This is a genomic window from Pseudomonas laurentiana, from assembly GCF_014648275.1.
GTDB lineage: Bacteria > Pseudomonadota > Gammaproteobacteria > Pseudomonadales > Pseudomonadaceae > Aquipseudomonas > Aquipseudomonas laurentiana.
Genome location: NZ_BMQU01000001.1, coordinates 134,798 through 148,326, shown reverse-complemented (window position 1 = coordinate 148,326; position 13,529 = coordinate 134,798). Strand labels below are relative to the sequence as shown.

Here is a 13,529-nt window from a genome sequence, read left to right as displayed (position 1 = left end):
GTTTCAGGGTGCGCAATGGCGGTGACGATTTGGCGGCGCAGGGATGACAAAACCATGAACCTTGCCGACCGTACAGGAACGGTCGGTAGGGCGGTCAGTCGTCCAGGGCCTTGATCGACTTGGGTGACAGGCGCAGGCTGCGCAAGCTGCGTTTGACGCTCTTGAGGTGGTTGACCAGGCTTGGGCCACGGGCCATGGCAACGCCCATTGCCAACACGTCGATCACCACCAGGTGAGCGATCCGCGAGGTCAACGGGGTATAGATCTCGGTGTCTTCGTGAACGTCGATGGCCAGGTTGACGCTCGACAGCTCGGCCAGCGGGGTCTGGCTTGGGCACAGGGTAATCAGGGTTGCACCGCTCTCACGCACCAGGTTGGCAGTGATCAGCAGGTCCTTGGAGCGCCCGGACTGGGAAATACAGATCGCAACATCACCAGGCTTCAGGGTCACCGCCGACATCGCCTGCATGTGCGGGTCGGAATAGGCTGCGGCGCTGAGCAGCAGCCGGAAGAACTTGTGCTGCGCATCGGCAGCCACTGCACCGGAGGCGCCAAACCCGTAGAACTCGACTCGCTGAGCCTGAGCCATGGCGGTCACGGCACGCTGTAACGCCTGGGCATCGAGGTGCTCGCGCACTTCCATCAGGGTATGCAGGGTCGTGTCGAAGATTTTCAGGCTGTAGTCGGCAACCGAGTCATCCTCATGGATCGCAAACTGGCCAAAACTGGCCCCGGCCGCCAGGCTCTGGGCGAGCTTGAGCTTGAGGTCCTGGAACCCGGAGCAACCAATGGCGCGGCAAAAGCGCACGATGGTCGGCTCGCTGATTCCGACGCTGTGGGCAAGGTCGGCCATGGAGCTATGCATGACGGCTGCGGGGTCGAGCAGCACGTGATCGGCAACCTTCAGCTCCGACTTACGTAGCAGATGGCGCGACTGGGCGATGTGTTGCAACAGATTCAAGGGCAGGACTCGGTTATGATCGACTGACCGGGTTGTAGCTTTCTTGTAGTTATACTACATGACCGGCGACCCGCACAGCTAAACGATCTAGGAGAGTGGTGGTATTGACTATCCCTTGCGACATTATGGTATTCGGCGGCACCGGTGACCTGGCGCTGCACAAGCTGCTCCCGGCGCTCTACCACCTGTATCGCGAAGCACGCCTGCACCCTGAAGTGCGGATCGTTGCGCTGGCCCGAAAAAATCTGCCACGCAGCGACTACCGACTGCTCGCCGAGCGTCGCTGCCGAGCCCAGATCGCCCGCCATGACTTCGACGAAGAGGTCTGGAAGCGCTTTTCCGCCCGCCTTGACTACTTTCCCATGGACGCCTCGCAGAGCGCCGATTTCGGCCGCCTGGCGCGCTTTCTCGGCGAACCGGGCGGGCTGACCCGAATCTACTACCTGGCCACGGCCCCGGACCTGTTCGTCCCGATCGTCAGCCATATGCAGATTGCCGGGCTGGCTGACAGCGATGCACGGATCGTACTGGAAAAGCCCATTGGCCATTCGCTGGAATCGGCTACGGCTATCAACAGTGCCATTGGCGCCGTGCTTGAAGAGTCCCAGGTGTTTCGGATCGACCATTATCTGGGCAAAGAGACCGTGCAGAATCTCATGGCCCTGCGCTTTGCCAATGCCCTGCTGGAGCCCGTGTGGCGCAGCAATCAGATCGACCATGTGCAAATCAGCGTGTGCGAAACCCTCGGTGTAGAAAACCGCGGGGCTTACTACGACCGCGCAGGCGCAACACGCGACATGCTGCAGAATCACCTGCTGCAACTGCTTTGCCTTGTGGCCATGGAGCCCCCAGCCCAGTTCGACGCCGAAGCCGTCCGCGACGAAAAGGTAAAGATTCTCAGGGCGCTCAAGCCGATCACCGGTCAGGATGTGCAGGACCGGACCGTGCGCGGTCAGTACAGTGCAGGCAAGATCGGCGGCCAGGAAGTACCCGCCTATTACTTCGAGAAAGATGTCGACAACGACAGCGATACTGAAACCTTTGTCGCCGTTGAAGCCTACATCAACAATTGGCGCTGGGCCGGCGTGCCGTTCTACCTGCGTACCGGAAAGCGCATGGCCAAGAAATCATCGCAGATCGTCATCCAGTTCAAACCGGTGCCGCACCAACTGTTCGAGGGCGCGCAAACCAATAAGTTGCTGATCCAATTGCAACCGGACGAACGCATCAGCCTGCAGATGATGACCAAAAGCCCCGGCAAGGGCATGCGCCTGGAGCCTGTGGAGCTGAACCTGAACCTGGCCCAGGTGTTCGGCCAGACGCGTCGCTGGGATGCCTACGAACGGCTACTGCTGGATATTCTGGAGGGTGATTCGACGCTGTTCATGCGCCGCGACGAAGTCGAGGCCGCTTGGGCCTGGATCGACCCGATCCTCAATGGCTGGCAGGAATACTTCCAGGCACCAAGGCCTTACCACGCCGGCACCAACGGCCCCGACCAGGCGCAGAGCCTGCTGGCCCACCAAGGCCGGGAATGGCACGGCTAACCACAAGACACACGCCAACAAGCGACTACTATGTAGTACGGGTAGCGGGTTGCTTCATTCGATACTGGCATCCAGCGCCTGGCTGAGCGCGAACGCATACACCCTTGCCTGCCTGGCACCCGCAATGTCAGGCAGGCTTTTTCTGCCCCGAGTATTCGGTCGCACCACGGCTTCACCACACCTGGGGTCTAGACAGCAAATCCGCCAGGCTGACCGCTTCCACCGGACGACTGATCAGGTAGCCCTGCACCTCATCGCAGCCCTGTTCGCGCAGGAAGGCCAACTGCTCCTGGGTTTCCACGCCCTCGGCCACGACCTTGAGCGCCAGACTATGGGCCATGACGATGATTGCCCGGGTGATCGCTGCATCCTGACTGCCTTCGGACAGACCACGAACAAAGGTTTGATCGATTTTGACGTAATCCACCGGGAATCGCTTGAGGTAGCTCAGGGACGAGTAACCCGTCCCAAAATCGTCGATTGCCAGCTTCACGCCCAGTTCGTGCAACTGACGGAACGTCGCGATAATGTGCTCGACACTGTCAAGCAGTTGGCTTTCGGTCAGTTCCAACTCCAGTAGATGGGGCTCCAACCCGCTTTCATCCAGCACTTGGCGCACCAGGCTGACCAACTTGCCCTGGCGTAACTGATGAACCGACAGGTTTACCGAGACGCGTATCGGCGCCAAACCCTGGCGCTGCCATTCGCAGGCCTGCCAACACGCCTGACGCAAGACGAACTCACCCATCGGTGCGATCAGCCCGGTTTCTTCGGCCAGCCCGATAAACTCACTCGGTGGCACCATGCCCCATTGCGGATGACGCCAGCGCACCAAGGCTTCGGCCGCCATCAGCCGCCCTGTGGCCAGGCACAGTTTCGGTTGGTAGTAGACCTCCAGTTGGCGCTCCTCGATCGCCCTGCGCAACTGGTTCTCCAATTGCAGGCGCTCCAGCGTGCTGGCCTGCAGGCTTTCGGTGTAAAACTGGAAGTTGTCTCCGCCCAGATGCTTGGCATGCTGCATCGCCATGTTCGCTTGGCTGACCAATATGCTGACGTCTCGGCTGGTATCGGAGAGCAAGCTGATACCGACCGACGCGCTGATCACCAGTTCATGACCCGCAACCCGCAGTGGTGCCCGCAGTTTGTCGAGCAGACGCGTGGTCACCCGCACCAGGCTCGACAGGTTGGTGTAGCCGTCGAACAGCACGGCAAACTCGTCCCCGGAAAGCCGCGCCACGGTGTCGGCTTCAGGCAGCGCATTGTTGATTCGCCGCGCCATCTGGGCCAGCAGTTGATCGGCGATCTCATGCCCCAGGCTCTCATTCAGCAACTTGAAGCGGTCGAGATCGATATGCAGCAAGGCCAGGCTACGTCCACTCAACGGCAGGCGCTGACCGGCTTCATACAGGCGCAGGCGGAACAATGCCCGATTGGCCAGGCCGGTGAGTTCGTCGTAGTGCGCCAGATAGCGCAAACGCTCTTCTGACTCGCGACGTGCCGAGAGATCACTGAAAAAGCCAACAATACTGCTGATAGTGCCCTGTGAATCCCGCACACCATTGAGCTGAAGCCATTGGGGATAGAGCTCGCCACTCTTGCGCGCCTCTACCAGTTCGCCTTGCCACCCTCCATGCTGCTCCAGCGCCTGGTCTATCGCCGCCAGGTGCCGCCGTGCGTCACGGCTGCAGGGCAACTCCAGCACGTTCCGCGCCAGCAGTTCCTCGCGGTCGTAGCCGGTCATCCGACAGAACGCCTGATTGACGGCCAACAGCACGTAATCGGGATCCAGAATGGCGATACCCTCACTGGCAGCCTCAAACACGGTGGCCGCCAAGCGCTGCTGCTCTTCCTGAGCCCTGTTCGCACTGATGTCGCGCCGCGTGCCCAGCATACGTACGACACGCCCTTCGGCATCGCGCTCGACCGCTCGACCGCGGTCCTCGACCCAGCACCAGTGGCCTTGGCTATGGCGCACTCGGTATTCGATGCGGTAATCCTCGGTACGCCCCTTCAAGTGCTCGACCAGTGTGCGCTTGAGCAACGGCAGGTCATCAGGGTGCAAACGCGGCTTGAGGTGCGCCAGCATCGCCTTGACCTCCTCTGGATCGAGGCCGAACAACTCGCGAAGCTGGGTGTGGTGAACCTCATCACTTTGCAGGTTCCAGTCCCATAAGCCCAGCTCACTGGCGTCCAGCGCCAAGGCCAGACGCTGCTCGCTCTTGCTCAGCGCCTGATTCGCAGCGTCCAGTTGCTGGCTGCGCTGCGCCACCCTCGACTCAAGGCCCGCCTGGGCCTGACGCAACTGATCTTCGATCAGCCGCCGCCGCTCGACCTCACTGGCCAGGGCCTGATTGAGCTGCTCGCTACGGCTTTGCGCAGCCTGCAGGTGTTCAATCAGCGCCTGATTCTGAAAGCGGCGCAACAGCCCGCTCTCTATCAGGCGGTTGACCTGCCAGGCCACCACCAGCAAAGCCCCCAGTAGAATGAGCCCCAGCCAGCCCCAGCCGAGGTGTTCGTCGGCACCGGTCCAGAACAGGTAAATGATCGGCGGCAGCAAGCACGGCAAGGTGAAGCTAAGAAAGGCGGGCAGGCTAACCGCATAGGCAATGCTGGCAGACAGTGTCGCCGCACCCAGCAGGCCAAAAACCCAGGCTTGCTGCACGAAGTTATCCGTAGGCACCAGAGCGATCGCTGCGCTGGCCAGGGTCAATCCACTGAACGCCGAACCCAGTAGGAACATGCGCCACCAGGTCGGTTGTGCCTGGCGCTCTGGCATGGCCACGTCAAATGCCGCGACCTGGATCACCCGCAAGGCAACCAGCGCCATCAACCAGACCATCCAGACACTGATCTGAACGTAGCGCTGCGGGCTCCAGAGCAACCAGGCACAGACCAGGCCGTTAAGCAGCATGAACAGCGTTGGCAGCAGCGATCCCTGATACAACAAGCGGGTGCGCTCAACGGCCAACTGAGTGGCAAATTGCTTTCGAATGCTCCGACGTGCCTCCTGAGGGACGCTCGCGGAGCCTGAACCGAGGGTCATAGGCAGTATTCTTGTAATGGTGAGCCTTAAACGTGGCACGGAGCATACACAAGCATCGACCACTACCAAACTGCTCTGCGCGATAAATATTCGCCAACCGGGTGCAGGTGCCATCACCATGGCGACCGCTCAAGCCCGCGGGCCAAGGCCTGTACGCAATCACCCGCGGATCGTCACCCCGACGGATTTTCTACGCCAGGTTTGCCCCTGACTCCCCTGCCCCCTAGAATGGCCGGATGCGCGATGATCTCTCTCTCCTGTTGAACTCCCTCAACGATGCCCAACGTCAGGCCGTAGCGGCCCCGGTTGGCCGTCAGTTGGTCCTGGCCGGTGCCGGCTCCGGTAAAACCCGTGTGCTGGTGCATCGCATCGCCTGGTTGATCCAGGTTGAGCAGGCCTCACCGCATTCGATCCTGTCGGTGACCTTCACCAACAAGGCTGCCGCCGAAATGCGCCAGCGTATCGAACAACTGATGGGTATCAACCCGGCAGGCATGTGGGTGGGCACCTTCCACGGCCTGGCCCATCGCCTGTTACGGGCGCACTGGCAAGAGGCCGGGCTGAACCAGAATTTCCAGATTCTCGACAGCGACGATCAGCAACGCCTGGTCAAGCGCGTGATCCGCGAACTGGGCCTGGATGAACAGCGCTGGCCTGCACGTCAGGCGCAGTGGTTCATCAATGGCCAGAAAGACGAAGGCCTGCGCCCACAGCATATTCAAGCCAGCGGCGACCTGTTCCTGGGCACCATGCGCAGCATCTATGAAGCCTACGAGGCGGCCTGCCAGCGCGCCGGCGTCATCGACTTCTCTGAACTGCTGCTGCGCGCCCTGGACCTCTGGCGCGACCACCCCGGCCTGCTGGAGCATTACCAGCGCCGCTTCCGCCACCTGCTGGTGGACGAGTTCCAGGACACCAACGCCGTGCAGTATGCCTGGCTGAGACTACTGGCCAAGGGTGGCGACAGCCTGATGGTGGTCGGTGACGACGATCAGTCCATTTACGGCTGGCGCGGCGCCAAGATCGAGAATATCCACCAGTACACCAGCGACTTCCCGGACGCCGAATTGATCCGCCTGGAGCAGAACTACCGCTCCACCGCCGGGATCCTCAAAGCCGCGAACGCCCTGATCGCCAATAACAGCGGGCGCCTGGGCAAAGAGCTGTGGACCGACGGTGGCGATGGTGAGCCGCTGAGCCTGTACGCCGCCTTCAACGAACACGACGAAGCACGCTACGTGGTGGAAACCATTGAAAGCGTGCTCAAGACCGGTGCGGCGCGTAACGATATCGCCATCCTTTACCGCTCCAACGCCCAGTCGCGGGTGCTCGAAGAAGCCCTGCTGCGCGAGCGCATTCCCTATCGTATCTACGGCGGTCAACGCTTCTTCGAGCGCGCCGAGATCAAGAACGCCATGGCGTACTTGCGACTGCTCGAAGGCCGTGGCAACGATGCGGCACTGGAACGGGTAATCAATGTGCCACCCCGTGGCATCGGTGAGAAAACCGTCGAAGCCATTCGTGAGCATGCTCGCCATGCCCAGGTCTCGATGTGGGAAGCCGTGACCCTGTTGATCGCCAACAAGGGCCTCAAGGGCCGCGCAGCCAGCGCGCTGAGCGCCTTTATCGAACTGATCGAGAACCTGGCGGCCAAGGTGCTGGAAATGCCGCTGCACCTGATGACTCAGACGGTGATCGAGCAATCCGGGCTGATCGTCTATCACCAGGAAGAAAAAGGTGAGAAAGGCCAGGCACGGGTAGAAAACCTTGAGGAACTGGTCAGCGCAGCGCGCAACTTTGAAACCAGCGAAGACGACGAAGACCTCTCGCCGCTTTCGGCATTCCTCGGCCATGCCTCGCTGGAAGCCGGTGAAGCCCAGGCCGATGAGCATGAAGACAGCATCCAGTTGATGACCCTGCACAGCGCCAAGGGCCTGGAATTCCCCTACGTGTTCCTGGTGGGCATGGAAGAAGGCCTGTTCCCGCACAAGATGAGCCTGGAGGAGCCAGGACGTCTCGAAGAGGAACGCCGTCTGGCCTATGTCGGCATTACCCGTGCCATGCAGCAACTGGTCATGACCTACGCAGAAACCCGCCGCCTGTATGGCAGTGAAACCTACAACAAGGTGTCACGTTTCGTACGCGAAATTCCGGCCGGGCTGATCCAGGAAGTGCGCTTGTCCAACAGCGTCAGCCGCCCGTTCGGCTCGGGCCAGAAGCAGAACTCGAGCAGCCTGTTCGGTAGCGCGAGCATCCCGCAAACGGCCTTCAACCTTGGCCAGCGGGTGCAGCACGCCGTGTTTGGCGAAGGCGTGATCCTGAACTTCGAAGGCGCCGGCGCGCAGGCACGGGTGCAGGTCAACTTCGCCGAAGGCAGCAAGTGGCTGATGCTTGGTTATGCCAAGCTGGAAGCAATCTAAGTCGAGTGTCTGAACGAAGGTAACGCAATGGGCTCGGGCTTCTTTTCCTCATGGACGTTCTGGGCCTTGCTGTCGGCGGCATTCGCCGCCCTGACGGCCATCTTCGCGAAAATCGGAATCAGCGGCATCAATTCGGATTTCGCCACCCTGCTGCGTACCGTGGTAGTACTGATCAGCCTTGCACTGATTCTCTATGCAACCGGGCAGTATCAGTCCCTCGGCTCTATTTCCGGCCGCAGCTACCTGTTCCTCATCCTTTCCGGGCTGGCTACCGGGGCGTCGTGGATCTGCTACTTCCGCGCCCTGCAGTTAGGCCAGGCCTCGCTGGTGGCTCCGGTGGACAAACTCAGCGTGGTACTGGTGGCCGTGCTGGGTGTCACCCTGTTGGGCGAGAGACTCGACTGGCGTCAATGGGCAGGCATCAGCCTGATCAGTGCCGGCGTGATCCTGCTGGCCTACCGTCGATAGCCACACGTGTCGAGATGTTAGCCAATTGTGTAACAGGCCAGAGCCAGGCATGAGGGCATAATCAAGCAAAAGCTGGAAACATTATGGTGCTGGTCATGCAGCCTACAACCTGTGCACCATGACGCGCGTGCAATCCACAAAACGGGAATTCCCATACTATGCAACGTTTTCTTAGCATCGCTCTAGCGCTGTGCATTGGCCTGACGATGAGCCTCGACGCCAATGCCAAACGCTTCGGCGGCGGCAAGAGCTCGGGCGCAGCACCGACCCATCAAACCCGCCAGGCCACCCCATCCACTCCGGCTGCCGCACCGGCAATGCCAGGTCGTGCACCTGCCGCTGCCAGCGGTGCCTCGCGCTGGCTCGGTCCATTGGCCGGTATCGCCGCCGGTGGCCTGCTGGCCTCGATGTTCATGGGTGATGGCTTCCAGGGGATGCAGTTCCTCGACATCATCATCATGGCGCTGATCGCCTTCCTGGCGTTCCGCTTCATTGCCGCCCGTCGTCGCAAGCAACAGCAGCCACAGATGGCGCCAGCAGGTCACGCACCATTCCAGCGTGAGGCCCACGAGCAACCGGCACAGCCACAGGTCTTCGGAGGTGCGCCAGCCGCGTCTGCCCGCCCAGTGATCAACGCACCAGCCTGGTTCAACGAGCAGAGCTTCCTGGCTGCGGCACGCAACCACTTCCAGTCGCTGCAGCAGCACTGGGACGCCAACGAGATGGACAAGATCGCCGAGTTCGTCACGCCACAAATGCTGCAGTTCCTGAAACAGGAACGTGCGGCCTTGGGCGATGGTTTCCAGTCCACCTACATCGATGACCTGAACGTGCAACTGGAAGGCGTCGATGATCGCGCAGACAAGACCATCGCGACCCTGACCTTCAGTGGCGTGTCGAAAACCTCGCGTTTCGACCAGGGTGAAGTGTTCAGCGAAAGCTGGAACATGGAGCGCGCCCAAGGCGAAAACCAGCCTTGGCTGGTCGCCGGGATCCGCCAGAACGGCTGATTTCAGGCATTGCACAAAAAACCCCGGGCCTGTCCCGGGGTTTTGCTTTTGCCAGATCGCGCTACTAGGGTATAACGCGCAGCGTGTCATCAAGGTAAGAGGATAAAGCCGTGGAAGAAGTGATTGAACAACTCCGTGAAGCCAATGAACCCGTGCCGGTTCCACTAGAGTTGCCCGATGAGGATCAACTGGTTGAGATCGAGGAGCAGTTGTTCATCAACATCCCCTTCGTCTTCAAAGAGTTCCTGCTGACCGTCAGTGATGTCGTGTATGGCAGCCTCGAACCGGTGACCGCAACTGATCCACAATCGCACACCTACCTGCCAGAAGTCGCCGCCAATGCCTGGGATGCCGGTGTGCCGCGCGACCTGATCCCCCTCTGTCAGGACGGCGATGATTACTACTGTGTCGAAGAAGACGGCACCGTGGTGCTATGGTCGGGCGAAGAAGAACTCGTCACCGAGGAAAGCTGGGAATCGGTCTGGCACTGGGCCCGGGATATCTGGCTGGAAAGCTGACCTGAACATCGCCGGATGCAGCAACGGTCCTCGGACATTCGTTTGACCTGCACAGGCAACGCCATCACCGTACCCTAACGGTGATGGCCATCATGATGTTCAAGGGTTTCGAGCAAAGCGACCTGCATCCGCGTATGCACCCGGATGAACCAGCGCCAAAGCAATCCGACCACCCCGGCAGCGACCACCGCGATCACCAGCAGCAATTCGCTGGTCGGCAGAATGCTGGCTGACAGGGCCGACAGCAGCAGGAAGATCACCAGCAGCGACAACAGCGGAATCACCTCGGCGATTACCCGTCGAACACGCTGGGTATGACGCCCTGCCATCTCCGGCTTCACGCCCATTTCTGCCAACAGCATCGAGAGCGCCTTGAGCTTGCGATAGGCCGCGATCAGGAACGGCAACGACAGCAGCAGGGCGGCCCCCCAGATCAAGGCCTTGTGTTGGCCTGCATCACTGATCCAGCCGCTCAACCAGGCGCTGATGCGCTGCGCGAAGTAACCGCCACTGAAGAAAATCGCAGCCACCAGGGCCAGATTGACCCCGACCTGCAACAGGATCCGCCTGATCATGGCAGCCAGCATCGCACCCTCGCCGTGTGGCTGGATACTGCGCAACCACTCACCGTATAGCGACAGTACTCGGCCCAGACGCTTCGGCATGACCTCGGCCAGCCTCTGTGACAACGGATCTGCACTGCGAATCAAATATGGCGTCAACAGCGTGGTAATTGCCGACACGGCCACCGCGACCGGGTAGAGGAAGTCACTGGTGACCTGCAGGGTGATCCCCAAGGCCGCGATGATGAAAGAAAACTCTCCGATCTGCGACAAGCCCATGCCCACGCGCAAGGACGTACGCCCATCGTTGCCCGCAATAAACGCGCCCATGCCGCAAGAAAGCATCTTGCCCAGTACCACTGCAACGGTAATCACCGCAATCGGCCAGGCATACTCAAGCAATACACCGGGATCGATCATCATGCCGATGGCAACGAAAAAAATGGCGCTGAACAAGTCGCGAACTGGCTCGATCAAGCGTTCTATTTTCAATAACTGCCGCGACTCGGCGATGATCGCGCCTATCAGGAATGCCCCCAGCACCATGCTGTACTCAAGCTTGACCACCAGCAGGCAAAACCCGAAACACAGCCCCAGCACTGTAATCAGCAGCATCTCGTTGCTTTCAAAGCGCGCCACATAGGCCAACACCCGCGGCACCAGGAGAATGCCGACAACCAACGCCACAATCATGAACAGCGACAACTTGCCGACCGTGGAAAACACTTCGCCGGAGCTGACTGTGCCGCTGACGGCGATACCCGACAGCAAGGCAATAATGCCGATGCCCAGGATGTCCTCGACAATCAGCACACCAAAAATCAACTGGGCGAAATGCTCGTTCTTCATCTTCAGGTCATTGAGCGCCTTCACAATGATCGTGGTCGAGGAGATCGCCAGGATCGCGCCGAGGAACAACGAATCCATGGTGCTCCAGCCAAACCAGCGGCCGATCTCAAAACCGATCCAGATCATCAGGACGATTTCCAGGAATGCGGCGATAAAGGCTGTTGCTCCGACCTTGAACAGCTTGCGCAGGCTGAACTCCAGGCCCAGACAGAACATCAGGAAAATCACCCCAAGCTCGGCCAGTGTCTTGATCGTGTCTTCGTCGTGAATCAACCCGAACGGCGGGGTGTAAGGACCGATGATGAATCCAGCAACGATGTAACCCAGGACCACCGGCTGCTTGAGTCGATGAAAAAGCACAGTAACGACCCCGGCGACCAGCATGATCACCGCCAGATCCTGAATAAAGCTGATGGCATGCATGGCGGATACCTCCTGAATACGTCCGAAAAACAACCCAGCCCCATCAGAGTGATCTGATTGAGCGGCAACTGTTTTATGCTCTATATGTAGGAATAACCCACCTTGCATGGGCTAACTGAGGTTAACACCCGCCACTGCATGAGGCTGGCGATGCAATATGTAGAAACAGATCGACAGGTTTGCCCGACCAAATGACCTGAAACGCGTGACGGCAAGGAGCCTGCCAGCGTCCCGTTTTTATGATGGGAATCGTAACGGGGAAAGAAGCGTCCGTTCAGGCGCCCCCCACTCAGCGCAACCTCACCGTGAGCACACTATGGAACCTGGAAACGCCCAGCTATCGATGACCGTCCTGATGACTCCGGACAAGGCCAATTTTTCTGGCAACGTACACGGCGGCACCCTGCTCAAGTACCTCGATGAAGTCGCCTATGCCTGTGCCAGCCGCTACGCTGGCCGCTATGTGGTGACACTCTCGGTTGATCAGGTGATTTTCCGCGAGCCGGTGCATGTCGGCGAATTGGTGACGTTCTTGGCCTCGGTCAACTACACCGGCACGACCTCCATGGAGGTGGGCATCAAAGTGGTCACTGAGAACATCCGCGAGCGCTCAGTACGCCACAGTAATAGCTGCTTCTTCACCATGGTCGCCGTCGACGACGACCGCAAGCCCGTGCCTGTACCGCCACGTCAGCCAGAAACCAGCGAAGAAAAGCGCCGTTTCCTGCAAGGAAAGCAGCGCCGCTTGATTCGCCAGGAGCTGGAAAAGCGTTACCAGGAGCTCAAGGCCGACGCCCTTTAAAACGCCAGGCGCTGCGCCTCAAAACGCAGCCGTGGATGCACAATACGATCCTGGGCCCGCACCAGCTCCAGTTCATAGCTGCCGCAGGCCTGGGTTTCCAGCAGTACTTCATGCACGGCTGCGGCGCTGTACTCGAACGCCGCCACCCAACTGTCGCCCAGCAGCAGTCGGGCCAGGAACAACCCAGCAGTGAGGTCACCCACACCCACTGGCTGGCGCGGAAAGGCCAGTAGCGGACGACGCAGGTGCCAGCTGCCTTCGGCGGTCACCAGCAACATCTCAAAGTCATTGGCGTGCCGGTCAGGATAGGCCAGGTGCTTGACCAGTACCGCCTTCGGCCCACGGCTCAGCAGTGAGCGTGCCATCGCGACGCAATCGTCGAGCGACTCCGCGCGACGACCGCAAAAGCTGTCCAGTTCAAGCTGATTCGGACACAACACATCGGCCGCCGCCAGGGCCTCTTCTCGTAGGAAGTCACTGACTTCTTCCGGCACGATGCAACCTTTTTCCGCGTGCCCCATCACCGGATCACACAGGTACAGCGCTGCCGGGTTTGCAGCCTTGATCTGTGCAACAACCGCAAGAATCGCGCGACCTTGGGCCGCACTGCCGAGGTAACCGGACAGCACCGCATCGCAATTGCCCAATTCACCGATCGTCGCGATTCCGTTCACCAGTGCAGGAATTTGCGCTGGCGCAAGCACTTCCCCAGTCCACTGGCCATACTGTGTGTGGTTGGAAAACTGTACGGTATTGAGTGGCCAGACGTTGACCCCGACGCGCTGCATGGGGAAAACCGCAGCACTGTTGCCGGCGTGACCGAAAACCACATGAGACTGGATAGCAAGCAGGTGTGGCGTACGTTTCATGCAAGGCTTCCGATGCGTTGTGAGGGAGACAAGGCGCGCAGTATGGCGCTAAATAC

General features: G+C 60.0%; 10 protein-coding genes. 6 read left to right on the top strand and 4 right to left on the bottom strand.

What is annotated here, in order from left to right; translation table 11 throughout:
- Nucleotides 1-94 precede the first annotated feature (94 nt).
- Nucleotides 95-961, bottom strand: coding sequence for a transcriptional regulator HexR (gene hexR, locus IE038_RS00715; RefSeq protein ID WP_065758094.1), 867 nt, complete (start codon nucleotides 959-961; stop codon nucleotides 95-97).
- 104 nt (nucleotides 962-1,065) lie between these two features.
- On the opposite strand from hexR, the gene zwf reads away from it, so the two are divergent.
- Entirely contained in the window at nucleotides 1,066-2,508 is a 1,443-nt protein-coding gene (gene zwf / locus IE038_RS00710) for a glucose-6-phosphate dehydrogenase (RefSeq protein WP_189394951.1), read from the top strand.
- Nucleotides 2,509-2,680: 172 nt separating this feature from the next.
- On the opposite strand, the gene IE038_RS00705 is transcribed toward zwf, so the two are convergent.
- Entirely contained in the window at nucleotides 2,681-5,551 is a 2,871-nt protein-coding gene (locus IE038_RS00705) for an EAL domain-containing protein (protein WP_189394950.1), read from the bottom strand.
- Between the two features lie 236 nt (nucleotides 5,552-5,787).
- Between IE038_RS00705 and uvrD the strand changes: the two genes are divergently transcribed.
- The 4 genes from uvrD (at nucleotide 5,788) to IE038_RS00685 (ending at nucleotide 9,967) form a co-directional block, all read left to right on the top strand.
- A complete protein-coding gene (gene uvrD / locus IE038_RS00700) occupies nucleotides 5,788-7,971 on the top strand; it encodes a DNA helicase II (RefSeq protein WP_189394949.1) in 2,184 nt (727 codons plus the stop codon).
- 27 nt (nucleotides 7,972-7,998) lie between these two features.
- Nucleotides 7,999-8,439, top strand: coding sequence for an EamA family transporter (locus IE038_RS00695; protein WP_163933559.1), 441 nt, complete (start codon nucleotides 7,999-8,001; stop codon nucleotides 8,437-8,439).
- 158 nt (nucleotides 8,440-8,597) lie between these two features.
- Nucleotides 8,598-9,449 carry a Tim44 domain-containing protein gene (locus tag IE038_RS00690; RefSeq protein ID WP_189394948.1) on the top strand — a complete coding sequence of 284 codons (852 nt, stop codon included), beginning with the start codon at nucleotides 8,598-8,600 and terminating at the stop codon, nucleotides 9,447-9,449.
- A gap of 110 nt (nucleotides 9,450-9,559) precedes the next feature.
- Nucleotides 9,560-9,967, top strand: coding sequence for an SMI1/KNR4 family protein (locus IE038_RS00685; RefSeq protein WP_163933553.1), 408 nt, complete (start codon nucleotides 9,560-9,562; stop codon nucleotides 9,965-9,967).
- 74 nt (nucleotides 9,968-10,041) lie between these two features.
- On the opposite strand, the gene IE038_RS00680 is transcribed toward IE038_RS00685, so the two are convergent.
- On the bottom strand, nucleotides 10,042-11,802 hold the full coding sequence (locus tag IE038_RS00680) for a cation:proton antiporter (protein ID WP_163933550.1): 1,761 nt from the start codon (nucleotides 11,800-11,802) through the stop codon (nucleotides 10,042-10,044).
- A gap of 316 nt (nucleotides 11,803-12,118) precedes the next feature.
- Between IE038_RS00680 and IE038_RS00675 the strand changes: the two genes are divergently transcribed.
- Nucleotides 12,119-12,604, top strand: a complete 486-nt coding sequence (locus IE038_RS00675; RefSeq protein WP_065758088.1) for an acyl-CoA thioesterase — start codon at nucleotides 12,119-12,121, stop codon at nucleotides 12,602-12,604.
- On the opposite strand, the gene pdxY is transcribed toward IE038_RS00675, so the two are convergent.
- Nucleotides 12,601-13,473 (bottom strand): pyridoxal kinase PdxY, encoded by an 873-nt coding sequence (gene pdxY, locus IE038_RS00670; RefSeq protein WP_163933547.1) that lies wholly within the window; start codon nucleotides 13,471-13,473, stop codon nucleotides 12,601-12,603. The two genes, IE038_RS00675 and pdxY, sit on opposite strands and share 4 nt — an antisense overlap.
- Between the last annotated feature and the right edge of the window lie 56 nt (nucleotides 13,474-13,529).